General features: G+C 70.3%; 17 protein-coding genes and 1 riboswitch. Of the genes, 14 read left to right on the forward strand and 3 right to left on the reverse strand.

Features of this window, described 5'->3' with window-relative positions:
• Nucleotides 1–83 precede the first annotated feature (83 nt).
• Complete coding sequence (locus FFS51_RS10120) at nt 84–1196, reverse strand: BMP family lipoprotein (protein ID WP_056207933.1); 1113 nt, start codon at nt 1194–1196, stop codon at nt 84–86.
• A 179-nt stretch (nt 1197–1375) separates the two neighbouring features.
• The gene (locus tag FFS51_RS10125; RefSeq protein WP_137878261.1) at nt 1376–2491 is read right to left on the reverse strand and encodes a mannose-1-phosphate guanylyltransferase; all 1116 of its coding nucleotides are present in this window, start codon (nt 2489–2491) and stop codon (nt 1376–1378) included.
• A 185-nt stretch (nt 2492–2676) separates the two neighbouring features.
• Here FFS51_RS10125 and sdhC point away from each other — a divergent pair, with 185 nt between their 5' ends.
• The 8 genes from sdhC to trpS all read left to right on the forward strand — a co-directional run bounded on the left by sdhC (nt 2677) and on the right by trpS (nt 10570).
• On the forward strand, nt 2677–3111 hold the full coding sequence (gene sdhC, locus FFS51_RS10130; RefSeq protein WP_235557364.1) for a succinate dehydrogenase, cytochrome b556 subunit: 435 nt from the start codon (nt 2677–2679) through the stop codon (nt 3109–3111).
• Nucleotides 3111–3557 (forward strand): succinate dehydrogenase, hydrophobic membrane anchor protein, encoded by a 447-nt coding sequence (sdhD, locus tag FFS51_RS10135; protein WP_137878262.1) that lies wholly within the window; start codon nt 3111–3113, stop codon nt 3555–3557. The genes sdhC and sdhD overlap by 1 nt, the downstream gene beginning before the upstream one ends.
• 18 nt (nt 3558–3575) lie before the next feature.
• Nucleotides 3576–5411, forward strand: a complete 1836-nt coding sequence (gene sdhA, locus FFS51_RS10140; RefSeq protein WP_137878263.1) for a succinate dehydrogenase flavoprotein subunit — start codon at nt 3576–3578, stop codon at nt 5409–5411.
• A complete protein-coding gene (locus FFS51_RS10145; RefSeq protein WP_137878264.1) occupies nt 5411–6190 on the forward strand; it encodes a succinate dehydrogenase iron-sulfur subunit in 780 nt (259 codons plus the stop codon). The genes sdhA and FFS51_RS10145 overlap by 1 nt, the downstream gene beginning before the upstream one ends.
• Nucleotides 6191–6200: 10 nt before the next feature.
• Nucleotides 6201–7394 carry an MFS transporter gene (locus FFS51_RS10150; RefSeq protein WP_249352707.1) on the forward strand — a complete coding sequence of 398 codons (1194 nt, stop codon included), beginning with the start codon at nt 6201–6203 and terminating at the stop codon, nt 7392–7394.
• A 9-nt stretch (nt 7395–7403) separates the two neighbouring features.
• Nucleotides 7404–8615, forward strand: coding sequence for a YihY/virulence factor BrkB family protein (locus FFS51_RS10155; RefSeq protein ID WP_235557362.1), 1212 nt, complete (start codon nt 7404–7406; stop codon nt 8613–8615).
• Between the two features lie 10 nt (nt 8616–8625).
• Nucleotides 8626–9471, forward strand: a complete 846-nt coding sequence (locus FFS51_RS10160) for an exodeoxyribonuclease III (protein ID WP_137878266.1) — start codon at nt 8626–8628, stop codon at nt 9469–9471.
• Nucleotides 9472–9565: 94 nt separating this feature from the next.
• Nucleotides 9566–10570, forward strand: coding sequence for a tryptophan--tRNA ligase (gene trpS / locus FFS51_RS10165; protein WP_048808893.1), 1005 nt, complete (start codon nt 9566–9568; stop codon nt 10568–10570).
• Between the two features lie 61 nt (nt 10571–10631).
• Here trpS and FFS51_RS10170 read toward each other — a convergent pair whose 3' ends face one another.
• On the reverse strand, nt 10632–11489 hold the full coding sequence (locus FFS51_RS10170) for a hypothetical protein (protein WP_212742809.1): 858 nt from the start codon (nt 11487–11489) through the stop codon (nt 10632–10634).
• 317 nt (nt 11490–11806) lie between these two features.
• Here FFS51_RS10170 and FFS51_RS10175 point away from each other — a divergent pair, with 317 nt between their 5' ends.
• The 6 genes from FFS51_RS10175 to ribH all read left to right on the forward strand — a co-directional run bounded on the left by FFS51_RS10175 (nt 11807) and on the right by ribH (nt 17087).
• Entirely contained in the window at nt 11807–12373 is a 567-nt protein-coding gene (locus FFS51_RS10175) for a GNAT family N-acetyltransferase (RefSeq protein WP_137878267.1), read from the forward strand.
• 33 nt (nt 12374–12406) lie between these two features.
• Nucleotides 12407–13279, forward strand: a complete 873-nt coding sequence (locus FFS51_RS10180; protein WP_137878268.1) for an Fpg/Nei family DNA glycosylase — start codon at nt 12407–12409, stop codon at nt 13277–13279.
• 72 nt (nt 13280–13351) lie between these two features.
• Nucleotides 13352–13512, forward strand: a riboswitch (FMN riboswitch).
• A gap of 56 nt (nt 13513–13568) precedes the next feature.
• On the forward strand, nt 13569–14657 hold the full coding sequence (gene ribD, locus FFS51_RS10185; RefSeq protein ID WP_137878269.1) for a bifunctional diaminohydroxyphosphoribosylaminopyrimidine deaminase/5-amino-6-(5-phosphoribosylamino)uracil reductase RibD: 1089 nt from the start codon (nt 13569–13571) through the stop codon (nt 14655–14657).
• Nucleotides 14657–15316, forward strand: a complete 660-nt coding sequence (locus FFS51_RS10190) for a riboflavin synthase (RefSeq protein WP_137878270.1) — start codon at nt 14657–14659, stop codon at nt 15314–15316. Before ribD ends, FFS51_RS10190 begins: the two co-directional genes overlap by 1 nt.
• Nucleotides 15313–16611 carry a GTP cyclohydrolase II gene (gene ribA / locus FFS51_RS10195; protein WP_137878271.1) on the forward strand — a complete coding sequence of 433 codons (1299 nt, stop codon included), beginning with the start codon at nt 15313–15315 and terminating at the stop codon, nt 16609–16611. Before FFS51_RS10190 ends, ribA begins: the two co-directional genes overlap by 4 nt.
• A complete protein-coding gene (ribH, locus tag FFS51_RS10200; RefSeq protein WP_045248220.1) occupies nt 16608–17087 on the forward strand; it encodes a 6,7-dimethyl-8-ribityllumazine synthase in 480 nt (159 codons plus the stop codon). The genes ribA and ribH overlap by 4 nt, the downstream gene beginning before the upstream one ends.
• Nucleotides 17088–17092 lie beyond the last annotated feature (5 nt).

The following is a 17092-nucleotide window of genomic DNA, read 5'->3' on the forward strand; positions in this document are numbered from 1 at the left end:
GCACCTTATCGATCGAGGTGTCGTGGACAACGGACTGCGGCCGGGGGCGCTGACGCGTCCCCGGCCGCAGCTGGGTGATCAGATCACTTGGGCGAGCTGGGCGACGTCACCGTGAGGGTGCCGGCGATAATCTCGCTCTGGAGCTTCGCGAGCTCGTCGGTCAGACCGGCCGGGAGCTTGCTCGTGAAGTCGTGGAAGTCGGCGAGACCGACACCACCGTTGGCGAGCGTGCCCACGTACGGGGTCGGGTCGTACTTGCCCGCGGCCGCCGCGATCACCGTGTCGCGCACGGCGTTGTCGACGTGCTTGGTGATCGAGGTGAGCAGCACCGAGGCGACCGAGGGGTCGGCGACGGCGAGGTCGGAGTCGACACCGAGCATGACGGTGTTCTTGCCCGACTCCTTGATCGCCTGAGCGGCGCTCTGGTAGATCGGTCCGCCGACGGGGAGGATCACGTCGACACCCTGGTCGAGGATGCTCTTCGCGGTCTGCTTCGCGGTGTCGTTCGCCTCGAAGCCGCCGGTGAAGACGCCCTTCTGCGAGGCGACGTCCCAGCCGAACGTCTGGACGTTCGCGCCCTTGTCGGTGTTGTACTTCTGCACGCCGTCGATGAAGCCGTCCATGAAGATCGTCACCGGCGGGATCTGCATGCCGCCGAAGGTGCCGACCTTGTTCACGCCGTCCTGCGCCGACCACGCCGCGGCGGCGTAGCCGCCGAGGTAGCCCGCCTCGACCGTGTTGAACAGCAGCGGCTTGATGTTGGGGGCATCCGTCTTGCCGTCGTTGTTGAGGTCGGCGCTGTCGTCGACGATCGCGTACTGCAGGTTCGGGTTCGCGAGGGCGGACTTCACGGTGTCGGCGGCCAGGTTGAAGCCGACCGAGATGATCAGCGTGCAGTTCGCGGCGACGAGGCTCTCGAGGTTGGGCGCGTAGTCGTTCGCGGAGCTCGACTGCACCTCGACCGGGGTGACACCCAGGGTCGCGGCAGCCTCGTCGAGACCCTTCTTGGCGTACTCGTTGAACGACTTGTCGTTCCAGCCGCCCGCGTCGGAGACGATGCACGGCTTGAAGCCCGCGACAGCGGGAGCGGTGGTGGTGCTGGTGGCCGTCGGCGCGGATCCGCAGCCGGCGAGAGCCACGAGAAGCCCGGCGGCGGTGGCTGCGCCGGCGATCTTCTTGGTGGTTGAGATGGTCACTCGTTCCTCCATAATCGGTACCCCGCGGATGTCGCGGGGAGTCGGGACGAGTCGAAGTTACCTATCGCGTCGGGCGAATTGTTGTCCTGGCCAACACCTGGTACGGAATGGTTACAAACACTTAACAGAACGCCGCGAAATGCTCATGTGCGCCATCGGGCCGCGCTCGGAGCGCTCGGTCAGAGCACGTCGCCCTGACCGCTGAGCTTGAGGGCGTCGACGATCCCCTTCACCTTCTGCGCGTGCTCGCTCGTGGTCACCAGCAGCGCGTCCTCGGTGTCGACGACCACGATGTCCTGCACGCCGATGACGCTGATGACACGAGAGGTCTGCGAGACGACGATCCCGCTCGACGCGTCGGCGAGGATGCGGGCGTTCTCCCCCAGAATCGCGAGCTCGTTCTTGCGGCCGCTGCTGTTGAGCTTGGCGAGGCTGGCGAAATCGCCCACGTCGTCCCAGTCGAAATGGCCGGGCACGACGGCGAGTCGCCCCTTCGCGGCGGCGGGCTCGGCGACCACGTAGTCGATCGCGATCTTCTTCAGGCGCGGCCAGATGCGGTCGACGGCGGGGCCTCGACGATCACGGTCGTCCCACGCCTCCGCGAGCTCGATGAGTCCGGCGTGCAGCTCGGGCTCGTTCGCCTCGATCTCGGCGAGGAGCACGTCGGCCCGGGAGATGAACATGCCCGCGTTCCAGAGGTAGCCGCGATCGGCGAAGTAGCCGCGCGCGGTCTCCGCGTCGGGCTTCTCGACGAACGCGTCGACCAGCGCCGCCTCCGGAGCACCGGCGACGGTCAGCATCTGACCCTTGCGGATGTAACCGAAACCGACCGACGGCTCGGTCGGCTGGATGCCGATCGTGCACACGTATCCCTCGCGCGCGACGGCGACGGCCTGCTCCACGGCCCAGGTGAACACCGGGAGCACCTTGATGACGTGGTCGGCCGCGAACGATCCGATGATGACGTCGGGCTCCCGACGCACGAGGATGGCGGCGGCGAGCCCGATGGCGGCGGTCGAGTCGCGCGGTTCCGACTCGAGGATGACGTTGCGGTCGAGCACGCCGGGAAGCTCCGCCTCCACCGCCGCGCGATGCGCACGCCCGGTGACGACGGCGATGCGGTCGTGCCCGGCGAGCGGCTCGAGACGGTTCCAGGTGTCGCGGAGCAGGGTGTGCCCCGACCCGGTCAGGTCGTGGAGGAACTTGGGTGCGTCGGCACGCGACAGCGGCCAGAGTCGTGATCCCACCCCTCCGGCGGGGATGACGGCGTAGAAGTCGGGGATCGGCTCGGTCATGGCCACAGAGTAGCGGTGTCGGATGACGCTCCCGTTTATCTCGATATCAAGACAGTTAGGTCTGCCTAACGCGAACCGATGCACATGCTCGGCATAGGATGAGACCCAGCGCCCGAGTGACGCCAGGGGGCTCTGCCTCCGGGGGCAACGTCTGCCCCGACCGTGTTCGAACAGGGAGGACCGTCGTGTCTGCACCAGCGCGTGTCACGCCGCAGATCTCGGAAACCACATCGAAAGTCCCGCGCGGAACGCTGTACCGCGGACACGAGGGCATGTGGTCGTGGGTACTGCACCGGATCACCGGCGTCTCGATCTTCTTCTTCCTGCTGGTGCACATCCTCGACACCGCGCTCATCCGGGTCTCCCCCGATGCGTACAACGCGGTGATCGGCACCTACAAGAACCAGGTCATGGGCGTCGGCGAGACGATCCTGGTCGCCGCGATCACCTACCACGCGTTCAACGGCCTGCGCATCATCCTGGTCGACGCCTGGTCGAAGGGCGCCAAGTACCAGCGTCAGCTGTGGTGGGTCGTGCTGGTGATCTGGCTGATCACGATGCTCGGCTTCGCGCCCATCCACCTCATGAACGTCTTCTCGGCGACGGGAGGGGGGCACTGATGACCACCATCGCCGACCCGCGCGCCCCGCACACCGCGCCGCGCCGCACGGGCCTCAACCTCGAGAAGTGGGGCTGGATCTACATGCGCGTCTCGGGCGTGCTGCTGATCGTGCTCATCTTCGGCCACCTGTTCGTGAACCTCCTCACGGGCGAAGGCATCCACCAGATCGACTTCGCGTTCGTCGGCGGGAAGCTCTCCTCGCCGTTCTGGCAGTGGTGGGACGTGCTGATGCTGTGGCTGGCCCTCATCCACGGCGCCAACGGCATGCGCACAGTGACCAACGACTACGTCACCCACAACGGCGTGCGACGCACGCTCATCTGGGCGATCTGGCTCGTCGCGGCCTTCCTCATCCTCCTCGGCACGCTCGTCGTCTTCACATTCGACCCGTGCCCGGCCGGCGCCGCCGCCAACCTTCTCCCCGACTTCTGCAGCGCTTCCTGAGCCTCACCGATTGCGATCATGACGACTGACACCGCCTCCGACACCGCGCCCGTCCTGAAGGACGGGGTCTACTACCACCAGTTCGACATCGTCATCGTGGGCGCCGGTGGCGCCGGCATGCGCGCGGCGATCGAGGCCGGTCCGGGCGCCCGCACGGCGGTCATCTCGAAGCTCTACCCGACGCGCTCCCACACGGGTGCGGCGCAGGGCGGCATGGCGGCAGCGCTCGCCAACGTCGAAGAGGACTCGTGGGAGTGGCACACCTTCGACACCGTGAAGGGCGGCGACTACCTCGTCGACCAGGATGCGGCCGAGATCCTCGCGAAGGAGGCCATCGACGCCGTCATCGACCTCGAGAACATGGGCCTGCCGTTCAACCGCACGCCCGAGGGCAAGATCGATCAGCGCCGGTTCGGCGGACACACCGCCGACCACGGCAAGACCCCCGTGCGCCGCGCGTGCTACGCGGCCGACCGCACGGGTCACATGATCCTGCAGACGCTGTTCCAGAACTGCGTGAAGCTCGGCATCAACTTCTTCAACGAGTTCTACGTGCTCGACCTCGTGACGGTGAAGGATGCGGACGGCTCGACGAAGGTCGCGGGCGTGGTCGCCTACGAGCTCGCCACGGGCGACCTGCACGTGTTCCAGTCGAAGGCCGTGATCTTCGCGACCGGCGGCTTCGGCAAGATCTTCAAGACCACCTCCAACGCCCACACCCTCACGGGCGACGGCGTCGGCATCATCTGGCGGAAGGGCCTGCCGCTGGAGGACATGGAGTTCTTCCAGTTCCACCCGACCGGCCTCGCCGGGCTCGGCATCCTCCTCACCGAGGGAGCCCGAGGCGAGGGCGCCATCCTGCGCAACATGTCGGGTGAGCGCTTCATGGAGCGCTACGCCCCCACGATCAAGGACCTCGCGCCGCGCGACATCGTGAGCCGCTGCATGGTGCAGGAGGTCGCGGAGGGCCGCGGCGCCGGTCCTCACCGCGACTACGTGCTGCTGGACTGCACCCACCTCGGCGCCGAGGTGCTCGAGACGAAGCTCCCCGACATCACCGAGTTCGCCCGCACCTACCTGGGTGTCGACCCGGTGGTCGAGCCCGTTCCCGTGATGCCGACCGCGCACTACGCGATGGGCGGCATCCCGACGAACAACAACGCCGAGGTGCTCAGCGACAACACGACCGTCGTGCCGGGCCTCTACGCCGCCGGCGAGTGCGCGTGCGTGTCGGTGCACGGCTCGAACCGCCTCGGCACCAACTCGCTGCTCGACATCAACGTGTTCGGCAAGCGCGCCGGCCGCAATGCCGTCGAGTACGTCAAGACCGCCGATTTCGTCGCCCTCCCCGAGGACCCCGCGAAGGAGGTGCGCGAGCTCATCGAGGGCCTGCGCACGAACGAGGGCACCGAGCGCATCGCGGTGCTGCGCAAGACGCTGCAGGACGAGATGGACCGCAAGGCGCAGGTGTTCCGCACCGACGAGTCACTCGGCGAGGTGCTGGAGGTCATCGAGGAGCTGCGCGAGCGCTTCAAGAACGTGCACGTCGACGACAAGGGCAAGCGGTACAACACCGACCTGCTCGAGGCCGTCGAGCTCGGATTCCTCCTCGACATCGCCGAGGTCGTCGTCGTCACCGCGAAGAACCGCAAGGAGAGCCGCGGCGGTCACATGCGCGACGACTTCCCGAAGCGCGACGACGAGAACTACATGCAGCACACGATGGCCTACCTCTCGGGCGACCCGCACTCGTCGAGCCCGGAGGACCACATCGCGCTCGGCTGGAAGCCGGTCGTCTTCACGAAGAACGAGGCCGGCGAGTTGCGTTATCCCCCGCTGGAGAGGAAGTACTGATGTCCACCGCTCTCGTCGATCCCGACGCCGTCGCGAACCTCGAAGAGGCGGACGACACCGGCATCCAGGCGTTCCTGGTCACCTTCATCGTGCGTCGATTCAATCCTGAGGTCGACGAAGAGCCGCGCTGGGTGGACTACGACGTCGAGGTCTACTCGACCGACCGCGTCCTCGACGCGCTCCACAAGATCAAGTGGGAGGTCGACGGCTCGCTGAGCTTCCGTCGCTCGTGCGCCCACGGCATCTGCGGTTCGGACGCGATGCGCATCAACGGCCGTAACCGCCTCGCCTGCAAGACCCTGATCAAGGACCTCGACATCTCGAAGCCGATCTACGTCGAGGCGATCAAGGGCCTGCCGCTGGAGAAGGACCTCATCGTCGACATGGAGCCGTTCTTCGCCTCCTACCGCGAGGTGCAGCCGTTCCTCATCTCCAGCTCGGTCCCCGAGAAGGGCAAGGAGCGCGTGCAGTCGATCGTCGACCGCGAGCGCTTCGACGACACGACCAAGTGCATCCTGTGTGCCGCGTGCACCTCGTCGTGCCCGGTGTTCTGGACCGACGGCCAGTACTTCGGACCGGCGGCGATCGTCAACGCGCACCGCTTCATCTTCGACTCGCGCGACGACGCAGGCGACGTGCGTCTCGACATCCTGAACGACAAGGAGGGCGTGTGGCGCTGCCGCACGACCTTCAACTGCACCGAGGCGTGCCCCCGCGGCATCCAGGTGACGCAGGCGATCGCCGAGGTCAAGCAGGCGGTTCTGCGCGGCAAGCCGTGAGGTGATGGCGGTGCCGCTCGCTCCTTCCCCCGGCAGTGAGCGGATGCCGCGCGCCTCCCGCGTGGCGGTGACCGCCGCCTACGCGACGCAGGGTCTCGGCTACGCGGTGGTCGTCACGTCGTTGCCGACGTTGAAGAACCGGCAGCAGATCGACGACACGGTCGTGAGTCTGATCATCCTGGGGGTGTGCGTCGCCGCCGCCGCCGGATCGGTGCTGGCCGGTGCGCTGGCGACTCGGCTGGGCGGGCGCGTGGCGCTCTCGGCGGGGTTCGTGCTGCAGGCGATCGCCCTGCCGGTGGCGGCGGTGCCCGTGCCGTTTCCGGTGTTCGTGGCGGCCTTCGTCGTCTACGGCGTGGGTCTCGGATGCGTCGACGCGGCGTCGGCGATGCAGGGCGTCGTGGTGCAGCGGGCGTACGGCCGGTCCCTGCTCGGCGGGTTCTTCGCCGCCTACACGGCGGCCGCGATCGTCGGCGCCCTGCTGGTGTCGGCCTTCGCGCTGACCCCGACGACGGCAGGCGTCGCGCTCGGTGTCGGGGCGGCGATCGCGCTGCTCGTCGCTCTCGCGGGGCTGCGCTTCTTCGCCCGGGAGGCGGCGCCCGAGACCGCTGTCGCCGCGGAGCGCACCGCGCTCCCCCACCGCGCGATCTGGGCGCTCGGATTCATCATCCTGGCCGCGTTCACCGTCGACTCGGCCGTGAGCACGTGGAGCTCGATCCTCCTCACGGACAACCTCGGCACGACACTTGCGCTCGCCCCGCTCGGCTACGCGCTCTACCAGGTGGTGATCCTGGTGACGCGCCTCGTGACCGACCGGCTGCTCGGCACGCTCCCTCGCGCCACGGTGGCAGCCGCCGCGGTCATCGTGTCGGTCATCGGATGCCTCGTCGTCGCCCTCGTGCCGGTCGGTGGTGCCGCGATCGCGGGCTTCGCCCTGGCCGGTGTGGCGGTCGGCGCCCTCGTGCCAATCACATTCGGCGCGACCGGCGAGCTCGATCCCGCGCGCAGCGACGAGATCATCGCGCGGGTCAACCTCTTCAACTACGCCGGCGCGATCGCGGGCGCCGTGCTGGTCGGGCTGCTCTCCGGCGGTCCCGCACTCGCCCTCGGTTTCCTGCTGCCCGCGGTGGCCCTCGCCGCCGTGCTGCCGGTTCTCCGACGGCTGCGGCGGCCCGCGGCATCCGTCACCGCGGCCGACGCTGGCTAGTCTGGCTCCGTGACCACCGACCGGGGTCGGACCGACCCGGCCGACGAGGAGCGCGAGCTCGCCGAGCGTGTGCGCGCCCGCCTGCAGGACGCGCAGCGGGTCGTGCGCGAGCGTCTCGACGAGCCGATCGCCCAGGCGACGCGGGTCACCCGGCGCACGCTCGGGTGGTTCCCCGTGCGGGTGTGGCGGCTCTTCCTGCAGCGCAACGGCCTGCTGCTCGCCGCCGGAATGAGCTATCAGTCGCTGTTCGCGATCTTCGCGGTGCTCTACCTCGCGTTCGCCGCCGTGGGTCTGTGGCTCGGCGGCTCTCCCCAGGCCGTGCAGGGTCTCATCGACCTCATAAACCGGTACATCCCCGGTCTCATCGGCGGCGAGTCGAGTCTGGTCAGCACCGACCAGGTGCAGGATGTCGCGAGCGGCGGGCGCGGCCTGCTGGGTGTGACCGGCGCCGTGGCCGCGATCGTCGTCATCTGGACGGCGATCGGTTTCGTGACCTACGCCCGCCGCGCGGTGCGCGACATCTTCGGCCTGCCCTACGACTCGAGGTCGTACGTGCTGCTGAAGGCACGCGACTTCCTCGCGGCGCTGGTGTTCGGCGTCGCGCTCCTGCTCGGCGCCGTGGTCGGCTCGTTCACGACCTGGGCGATCGATCTCGTGTGGTCGCTGCTCGGGCTGGACGGTGATTCGTTCTGGTCGAGCGTGAGCGTGCGCGGCGCGTCTCTGCTCGTCGCCTTCGTCATCAACTCAGCCGCCCTCGCGGCCCTCTACCGGTTCCTGATCGGCGCCGCGCTGCGATGGCGACGCATTCTGCCGGGGTCGCTCATGGGCGGCGCTGCGCTCGCGATCGTGCAGCTCGGCGCCGGGCTGCTGCTGCTCTACGCCCCGCGCAATCCGCTGCTCGCGACGTTCACGGCCTTCATCGGATTCCTGCTCCTGTTCCGGGTGGTCGGCGTGGTCATCCTCGTGGCCTCGGCGTGGATCGCTGTCGCCGCCGCCGACCGCCACGTCGCGATCGTGCCGACCTCCGACGCCGAGCGACGCGCGATCGAGCGTGAGGCTCGGCTGGTCGTCGCACGGGTCGACCTGCGGCGCGCACGCCAGGAGCAGACCGAGGCTCCCTGGTGGCGCAGTCGTGCCGCACGCCGCCGGGTCGCCCAGGCCGAACTCGAGGTGGAGCAGCTCGAGGCCGAGGACGGCGAGGACGTCGGAGGCCGCCGCTAGGGTGGAGCCCGTGCCCCGCTCCGTCCGCATCGCCAGTGTCAACGTCAACGGCATCCGGGCGGCGGTGCGCAACGGCATGACCGGCTGGCTCGACGGTGCCGGCGTCGACATCCTCACGCTGCAAGAGGTGCGCGCCGAAACGACGCACATCACCGAGCTGCTGCCCGGGTGGCACATCGTGCATGACGAGTCGCTCAGCAAGGGGCGATCGGGGGTCGCGGTACTGTCCCGCATCCCTGCGGCCGCATCGCGCATCGACCTCGGCGAGGGCGTGGACTCCCGGGGGCGCTGGATCGAGGCCGACCTCGAGGTCGACGGCGAGACCGTCACCGTCGTGAGCGCCTACGTGCACTCCGGGGAGGACGGCACCCCGCGCCAGGACGCGAAGTACGGCTTCCTCGACGCGATGACCGAGCGGATGTCGCGCCTCGCCGCCGGCGGTGCGCTCGTGCTCGTCACGGGCGATCTGAACGTCGGCCACCGCCCGCTCGACATCAAGAACTGGCGAGGGAACCAGAAGAAGGCCGGCTTCCTGCCGAAGGAGCGGGCCTATGTCGACCGGTTCCTCGGCGACGAGGGCGCACAGGTCGTCGGTGTCGACGGCTCGACCGGCACCGGTCTCGGCTGGGTCGACATCGGCCGCCGTCATGCGGGAGAGGTCGAGGGGCCGTACACGTGGTGGTCGAACCGCGGTCAGGCGTTCGACAATGACACCGGCTGGCGCATCGACTACCACCTGGCGACCGCCGCGCTCGCGGCACGCGAGAGCGGCTACCACGTGGCGCGGGCGGCGACCTACGCCGAGCGGTGGAGTGATCACGCCCCGGTCGTCGCCGACTACGCGATCGGTCGCTGAGAGCGCACTGTCGTCATGTCGGCCCTGCCGGTGCGGGGCCCGCCGCCGTCCGCATGCCGCGGGGCGCGGCATCCGACCGCTCTAGAATCGGGGAGTGACCAAAGCGCGTCTGTACTCGGGAATGCAGCCCTCCGCCGACTCTCTGCAGGTCGGCAACTACATCGGGGCCCTCCTGCAGTGGCGCGACCTTCAGGAGTCGTACGACGCGTACTTCTCGGTGGTCGACCTGCACGCGCTGACGCAGCCGTTCGACCCCGCCGAGATGCGTGAGAAGACCCGCCGAACGGCCGCGCAGTACATCGCGGCCGGCATCGAGCCCGCCAAGTCGACGCTGTACGTGCAGTCGCACGTCACCGCGCACGCCGAGCTCGCGTGGGTGCTCGGCACCCTCACCGGCTTCGGCGAGGCGAGTCGCATGACGCAGTTCAAGGACAAGTCGCAGCGCTACGGCACCGACGGCACCACGGTCGGACTCTTCACCTACCCGGTGCTGATGGCCGCCGACATCCTGCTCTTCCAGGCGTCGGTCGTGCCCGTCGGCGACGACCAGAAGCAGCACGTCGAACTCACCCGCGACCTCGCGGAGCGCTTCAACTCGAGGTTCGGCGAGACCTTCACCGTGCCCGTGCCGATGATCCAGCAGGAGACCGCACGCATCTACGACCTGCAGAACCCGACCGCGAAGATGTCGAAGTCGGCAGAGTCCGACGCGGGCGTGCTGTGGCTGCTCGACGAGCCGTCGGTGTCGGCCAAGAAGGTCATGCGCGCGGTGACGGACTCCGAGGGCTCGGTGCGCTACGACCGGGAGAACAAGCCCGGCGTCTCGAACCTGCTCGTGATCTACGCGGCCCTCACCGGACGCCAGATCCCCTCGATCGAGGACGAGTACGCGGGTCGTGGCTACGGCGACTTCAAGAAGGGCCTCGCCGAGGTCGTGGTGTCGGAGTTCGGTCCGGTGCGTGAGCGGGCGCTGGCGCTGCTGTCCGACGAGGCCGAGCTCGACCGGGTGCTCGCGGCCAACGCCGAGCGTGCGGCATCCGTCGCCGACGCGACCCTCGACGCGGTCTACGACAAGATCGGCCTGCTGCGCCGCCGGTGAGCCACCCGCCGCGGCGCGTCCCCGGTCTACGGTGTGCGGCAACTCCGGAGAATCTGGGGAATCAGCCCGGGACCCCCCGGCGACGCGTCCGAACTCCGGAGTTGCGGTCCACCTGTCCACGACGCACCCCGGAAACCGCGCCACGCAAGGCCGCGAGAGTGTGTTCCGGACGGAACAGCACGTCTTCGGCGAGGAGCCGCAGCGTGACGTACCCCCGCTCGGCCGCGGCCCGATCGCGCGCGCGATCTCGCCGCTGTGTGGCGACGTCGCCGTGAAATGCTCGACTGTCGCACTCGATGATGAGCCGACCTGCGACGAGGAGGTCGACACGCCCTACTCCCGTGATCCGCACCTGCACCTCGAACGGGACGCCGATACCCCGGAGCATCAGCCTCACCAACGTCTCGATGCCAGACTCCGCACGGCCATCGACGAGTGCCCGGAGTCGCTGCCACCTGTCCGGCAGGGCCGCGAACACCTGGCCAATCATCTCCTCGTCGAGGAGACCGAGATGCAACGCGCTGTCGAGCGTGGCGACCGCGTCGCGCGGCGACTGGCAGCGCACAGCCTGCACGATCGCGCCGACGAGATCGGTGCCGAGGCGGGTCGGATCGGCGGAGTCACCGCGCCAATGGGCGCGCACGTCCTTCGGGCGATGCGGCAGCCGACTTGCGTGCGGCTCAACCTGCAGGTGAAGCCCGTGCGATCGGGCCACGAACACTCCGACCTCACGGAGGAGGCTCACGCAGTCGAGGCGCCCGCCGAGCCGGGCGGCGCGCACCACCGGGTCGGGGAGGTCGCCCGCCACGTATCGTCCCCGGCGAACTCTGATGATGTCGCCGTTCTGGACCATCCTTCGGCGTGTGCGCCGGGACAGCGCGGCGGTGTCGATCGTGCGGAAGAGCGCTGGCGTTGTCATCGGGGCAGAGTGCCCGACATCGACTGCTCGGTTGCGGCACCCCGAGGGTGCGGTGGAATTCACGAGGGCGCACGCTGTTCGGCAGGAGCCGGCGCGCAGGCGGCGACGCGGGGTGTCTCGAGGGGGCGCGGCGAGGGACTACCTCGGGCGCGGACTCGTGCCGCGGCGCGGCCGGCGCTGTGCCGTAACTCCGGAGATACGGAGAGATGCGCCGCATCCTCACCGGCGGAGACCTGAATCTCCGGAGTTACGGCACAGCGAGCTCGGGCAGCACCGGCGTGACTCGCCCGCACGCACCCCGCCGCTACTCTCGGGGCATGACCCCCGTCACGCTCCACACCGCCCGGCTCACGCTCTCGCCTCCGACGTCCGACGATGTCGACGCGATCTTCGCGGCGTGCCAGGACCCCGACGTGCAGCGCTACACGACCGTGCCGACGCCCTACCTGCGCGAGCACGCGGTCGGGTTCGTCGAGAAGGCCGCCGGGTGGTGGGAGGACGGCACGGAGCTCACCTGGGGCATCCGTCACGACGACGAGCTCGTGGGCATGATCGGTCTGCACCGCGTCGCGCGCGGAAACGCCGAGATCGGCTACTGGATGGCCCCGGGCGGCCGGCGCCGCGGGTTCCCGACGGAGGCCGCGCGCGCGGTCATCGCGTTCGGCTTCGCCGCCGACGGCGCGGCGCTGTCCCGCATCGAATGGCGGGCGGTCGTCGGCAACATCGGCTCCGCACGCCTCGCCCGCGCCGTGGGCATCCGCTACGAGGGCCTTCTGCGCCAGTCGTTGCTCAACGGCGCCGGCGAGCGCTTCGACGCCTGGGTCGGCGGACTGCTCGCGAGCGATGATCGGATGCCGCGGCCGTGGCCGCCGCTCGGGGACTGACCCGCTGGCATCCACCCGTGCGAGGATGGCCGCATGCCGGAGATGCCGGAGGTGCAGGGGCTCGTCGACTTCCTCGACGGGCGGCTGCGTGGGCGCACCTTCAGCACCGTGCGGGTGACGGCCGTCGCCGCGCTGAAGACGTTCGATCCGCCGGTGCATGCCTTGGAGGGAGCGGTCGTGTCCGGCGTGGCGCGGCACGGCAAGTTCCTCGACATCGCGGCCACCGCGGCAGCGGGCGACCTGCATCTCGTGTTCCACCTCGCCAAGTCGGGGTGGCTGCGCTGGTACGACGCACTCCCGGCGACAGTGATCCGCCCGGGCCGCAGCCCGATCGCCCTGCGGGTCGGCTTCGACGACGGTTCCGGGTTCGATCTCACCGAGGCGGCGACCAAGAAGTCGCTGGCGGTGTCGGTGGTGCGCCGCCCCGCTGACGTACCGCAGGTCGCGACCCTCGGGCCCGACCCCCTCGATGCCGCGTTCGATCTCGACGCCTTCGTGGCGCTGCTCTCCGGCCGTCGCACGCAGATCAAGGGGCTCCTGCGCGATCAGGCGACGATCGCGGGCATCGGCAACGCCTACTCCGACGAGATCCTGCACGCCGCGCACCTGTCGCCCTACGCGATCGCCGCGACCCTCGACGAGGCGACGGTCGCCCGGCTTTACGACGCGATGGTCGCGACCCTCGCCGAGGCGGTGGCCGAGGCATCCGGAAAGCCCCCGGCCGACCTGAAGGACGCCAAGCGGCGCGGCATGAAGGTGCACGGCCGGCGCGGCGAGACCTGCCCGGTCTGCGGCGACACGGTGCGGTCGGTGTTCTTCGCGGAGCGCTCGCTCGAGTACTGCCCGACGTGTCAGACCGGCGGCACCCCGCTCGCCGACCGGCGGATGTCGCGGCTGCTGCACTGAGCGGATGCTGCGGGTCCCCACATGTCGCGGAATGAATCCGTGTCAGCGGCGTTCAGTACACTCGAGTACAGCAACGTGCTCCGGGGTCGGTGAGAATCCGAACCGGCGGTGACAGTCCGCGAGCCGCGACATCCGTGCCACATCGGCACCGTCGCGGTCGACCCGGTGGAATTCCGGGACCGACGGTGATGAGGCGCTCAGGCGTCTCTAGTCCGGATGGGAGGAGGCACGCGCACCGCGGTGCGCTCGTCGACCCTGCCCGGAGTCCACACCGACAGGACGAGACGACATGAGCACGACCCCCGCCGAACACGCGGCGATGCGACGTGCCCTCGCACTCGCGGCCGAAGGCCCGCGCGGCGTCAACCCGCAGGTCGGCGCCGTGATCCTCTCCCCCACCGGCGACGTGCTCGCCGAGGGCTTCCACCGCGGCGCCGGAACCGCGCACGCCGAGGTCGACGCGCTCTCGCGGCTCGCCCCGGGCGAGGCGCAGGGTGCGACAGCGATCGTCACTCTCGAGCCGTGCAACCACACCGGCCGCACCGGCCCGTGCGCGCAGGCGCTGCTCGCCGCCGGCGTCGCCCGCGTGGTGTACGCGCTCCCCGATCCGACCGAGAACGCCCACGGCGGGGGCGACACCCTGCGCGACGGCGGCGTCGACGTGGAGTCGGGCCTCGAGGCGGATGCCGCGGCATCCCTGCTCGACTCGTGGCTGACCGTGCAGCGGCTCGGCCGTCCGCACGTCACCGTCAAGTGGGCGCAGTCGCTCGACGGCCGCGCGGCCGCCGCCGACGGCACGAGCCGCTGGATCACGGGAGCCGCGGCGCGCGCCGACGTGCACCGTCGCCGCGCCGAGGCCGACGCGATCGTGGCCGGCATCGGCACGATCCTCGTCGATGACGCGGCCCTCACCGCCCGTCACCCCGACGGCACCCTCTACGACCACCAGCCGTTGCCGGTCGTGCTCGGCGCCCGAATCGTGCCCGACCGTGCGCTCGTGCGCGCGCACCCGCGTGGATTCCTGCAGCGCGACGGTCACAACCTCTTCGGCGAGCACCCCGGCGACGACCGCGCCGCATCCGTGCTGTCCGAACTGCGCGACCGCGGCGTGCAGCGCGTGTTCGTCGAGGGCGGCCCGACGATCGCGAGCGCGTTCCTGCGCGCCGGGCTCGCCGACGAGGTGCTCGCCTACATCGCCCCGACGCTCATCGGTGCGGGCTCCGACGGGCGGGACAACCCCGCACTGCGGGTGATCGGCGTCGACACGATCGCCGACCAGCGCCGCCTCGCCCTCACCCACCTCGAGCGGCTCGGCGACGACCTGCTGGTCGTCGCGGTGCCCGCGGCGTCCGAGACCACCTCTGAGAAGGAGAGCTGATGTTCACCGGCATCGTGGAAGAGATCGGCACCGTGACGGATGTCTCGCCCTCGGGCGACGGCGCACGGTTCACCGTGCGGGCGCCCGCGGCGGTGTCCGACGCGCACCACGGCGACTCGATCGCGATCTCGGGCGTGTGCCTCACCGTCATCGACCAGGGCGACGACTGGTTCACCGCCGACGTGATGCGCCAGACGCTCGACGTCACGACCCTCGCGAGCGTCGGCGCCGGCACCCCCGTCAACGTCGAGCGCGCGACGAGCGCGGGCGGACGGCTGGGCGGCCACATCGTGCAGGGCCACGTCGACGGCACCGGCGCACTGCTCGAGGTGCGCCCGGGCGCCCAGTGGCGCGTGCTGCGCATCTCGCTGCCCACCGAGCTCGCGCCCCTCGTCGTCGACAAGGGATCGATCGCGGTCGACGGCACGTCACTGACCGTGAGCGCGGTCAGCGAGCCCGCGGCATCCGTCCCCTGGTTCGAGGTCTCGCTCATCCCCGAGACCCTCGAGGCGACGACGCTCGGCCGCCGCGCTGTCGGCGACGCGGTGAACCTCGAGACCGACATCCTCGCCCGCCACGTGCGCCGACTGCTGGCCTTCCCGGCCGCCGGCGCCCCGATCACCCCCGCTGCATCCCCCGAAGAAGGAGGCTCCCGATGAGCCTGTCGACCATTCCCGAAGCCCTCGAAGCCCTGCGTCAGGGCAAGCCCGTCATCGTCGCCGACGATGAGAACCGCGAGAACGAGGGCGACGCGATCATCTCCGCCGCCCTCGCGACCCCGGAGTGGATCGCGTGGATCGTGCGCCACTCCAGCGGATTCATCTGCGCCCCGCTCCCCGGCGAGTGGGCCGACCGCCTCGACCTCCCCCCGATGGTGCCGGTCAACCAGGACGCCCGCGGCACCGCCTACACGGTCAGCGTCGACGCCGCCGACCGCCAGTCGACGGGCATCAGCGCCTCGGACCGCGCGCACACCCTCAACGTGCTGGCCGACGCCGCGTCGACGCCGTCGAGCGTCATCCGCCCCGGCCACATCCTGCCGCTGCGCGCCGTCGACGGCGGCGTGCGCGAGCGCGCCGGTCACACCGAGGCAGCTGTCGACCTGATGCGCCTCGCCGGGCTCCCCCCGGTCGGCGGCATCTGCGAGATCGTGTCCGACGACGGCAGCATGATGCGACTGCCCGGGCTGCTCGAGCTCGGCGAGACCGACGGTCTGCCGGTGATCACGATCGAGCAGCTGATCGCCTATCTCGACGAGGTCGAGCCGACGGATGCCGCGGCCTCCGGCCCGCGCCGTCGCGTCAGTCTGCGCGCCGAGGCGCTCGTGCCGACGTCACACGGCGTGTTCCGCTTCCTCGCCTACCGCGACCGCATCAGCGGCACCGACCACCTCGCCGTGGTCTCGGGCGAGCTCACCGAGGAGGCCCCGCTGGTGCGCGTGCACTCCGAGTGCCTCACGGGCGAGGCGTTCGGCTCGCTCAAGTGCGAGTGCGGCCCGCAGCTCGACGCCGCCCTCGACGTCATCGAGCAGGACGGCGGCATCGTCATCTACATGCGCGGCCACGAGGGTCGCGGGATCGGCCTCATCAACAAGCTGCGCGCGTACAGCCTGCAGGAGCGCGGACTCGACACCGTCGACGCGAACCTCGCCCTGGGGCTCCCGGCCGACGCCCGGGACTACGCGGCGGCCGCCGGCATCCTCTCGGACCTCGGCGTCGCGCGCGTGCGGCTGTTGACGAACAACACCGACAAGGTCGCGCAGCTGCGCCGCCTGGGCGTCGACGTCGTCGAGCAGGTTCCGCTGATCGTCGGGGTCGGGCCCGCGAACCAGGGCTACCTCGAGACCAAGCGCGACCGCATGGGTCACATCATCGCCGACGGCGCTCTCGCCGAGGCGCTCGCCACCACCGCCGCCCACCAGGCGGCCCCCAGCACCGAGGCGAACGCCCGATGAGCGGACACGGCGCCCCGCGCACCGCCGATCAGATCGACGCGACCGGCATCGAGGTCGTCGTCATCGCCGGCACGTGGCACGAGACGATCACCGACGGACTCATCGCCGGAGCGGCCCGCACGCTCGACGCCGCCGGCGCCACCTGGCGGCTCGTGCGGGTGCCCGGGTCGTTCGAGCTTCCGGTCGTGGCGCAGGCTGCACTCACAAGCGGAGCCGACGCGGTCGTCGCCCTCGGGGTGATCATCCGCGGCGGGACCCCGCACTTCGACTTCGTCGCGTCGGCCGCGACCGACGGGCTCACCCGCGTCGCGCTCGACACCGGGAAGCCGGTCGGATTCGGGGTGCTCACCCTCGACGACGAACAGCAGGGCATCGACCGCGCGGGCCTCCCCGGGTCGACCGAGGACAAGGGCGCCGAGGCGGCGGATGCCGCGCTGCGCACCGCGCTCACGCTGCGCGAGCTGCGCGGGGCCTGACACGG

Source organism: Microbacterium sp. 4NA327F11 (assembly GCF_005503465.1).
Classification (GTDB): Bacteria; Actinomycetota; Actinomycetes; order Actinomycetales; family Microbacteriaceae; genus Microbacterium; species Microbacterium ginsengisoli.

What these genes read in the sequence shown, in the direction of transcription:
- FFS51_RS10125 (WP_137878261.1), bottom strand. Translation starts at nt 2,491, where the DNA reads ATGACCGAGCCGATCCCCGACTTCTACGCCGTCATCCCCGCCGGAGGG.
- sdhD (WP_137878262.1), top strand. Translation starts at nt 3,111, where the DNA reads ATGACCACCATCGCCGACCCGCGCGCCCCGCACACCGCGCCGCGCCGC.
- sdhA (WP_137878263.1), top strand. Translation starts at nt 3,576, where the DNA reads ATGACGACTGACACCGCCTCCGACACCGCGCCCGTCCTGAAGGACGGG.
- FFS51_RS10145 (WP_137878264.1), top strand. Translation starts at nt 5,411, where the DNA reads ATGTCCACCGCTCTCGTCGATCCCGACGCCGTCGCGAACCTCGAAGAG.
- FFS51_RS10170 (WP_212742809.1), bottom strand. Translation starts at nt 11,489, where the DNA reads ATGACAACGCCAGCGCTCTTCCGCACGATCGACACCGCCGCGCTGTCC.
- FFS51_RS10175 (WP_137878267.1), top strand. Translation starts at nt 11,807, where the DNA reads ATGACCCCCGTCACGCTCCACACCGCCCGGCTCACGCTCTCGCCTCCG.
- FFS51_RS10180 (WP_137878268.1), top strand. Translation starts at nt 12,407, where the DNA reads ATGCCGGAGATGCCGGAGGTGCAGGGGCTCGTCGACTTCCTCGACGGG.
- ribD (WP_137878269.1), top strand. Translation starts at nt 13,569, where the DNA reads ATGAGCACGACCCCCGCCGAACACGCGGCGATGCGACGTGCCCTCGCA.
- FFS51_RS10190 (WP_137878270.1), top strand. Translation starts at nt 14,657, where the DNA reads ATGTTCACCGGCATCGTGGAAGAGATCGGCACCGTGACGGATGTCTCG.
- ribA (WP_137878271.1), top strand. Translation starts at nt 15,313, where the DNA reads ATGAGCCTGTCGACCATTCCCGAAGCCCTCGAAGCCCTGCGTCAGGGC.
- ribH (WP_045248220.1), top strand. Translation starts at nt 16,608, where the DNA reads ATGAGCGGACACGGCGCCCCGCGCACCGCCGATCAGATCGACGCGACC.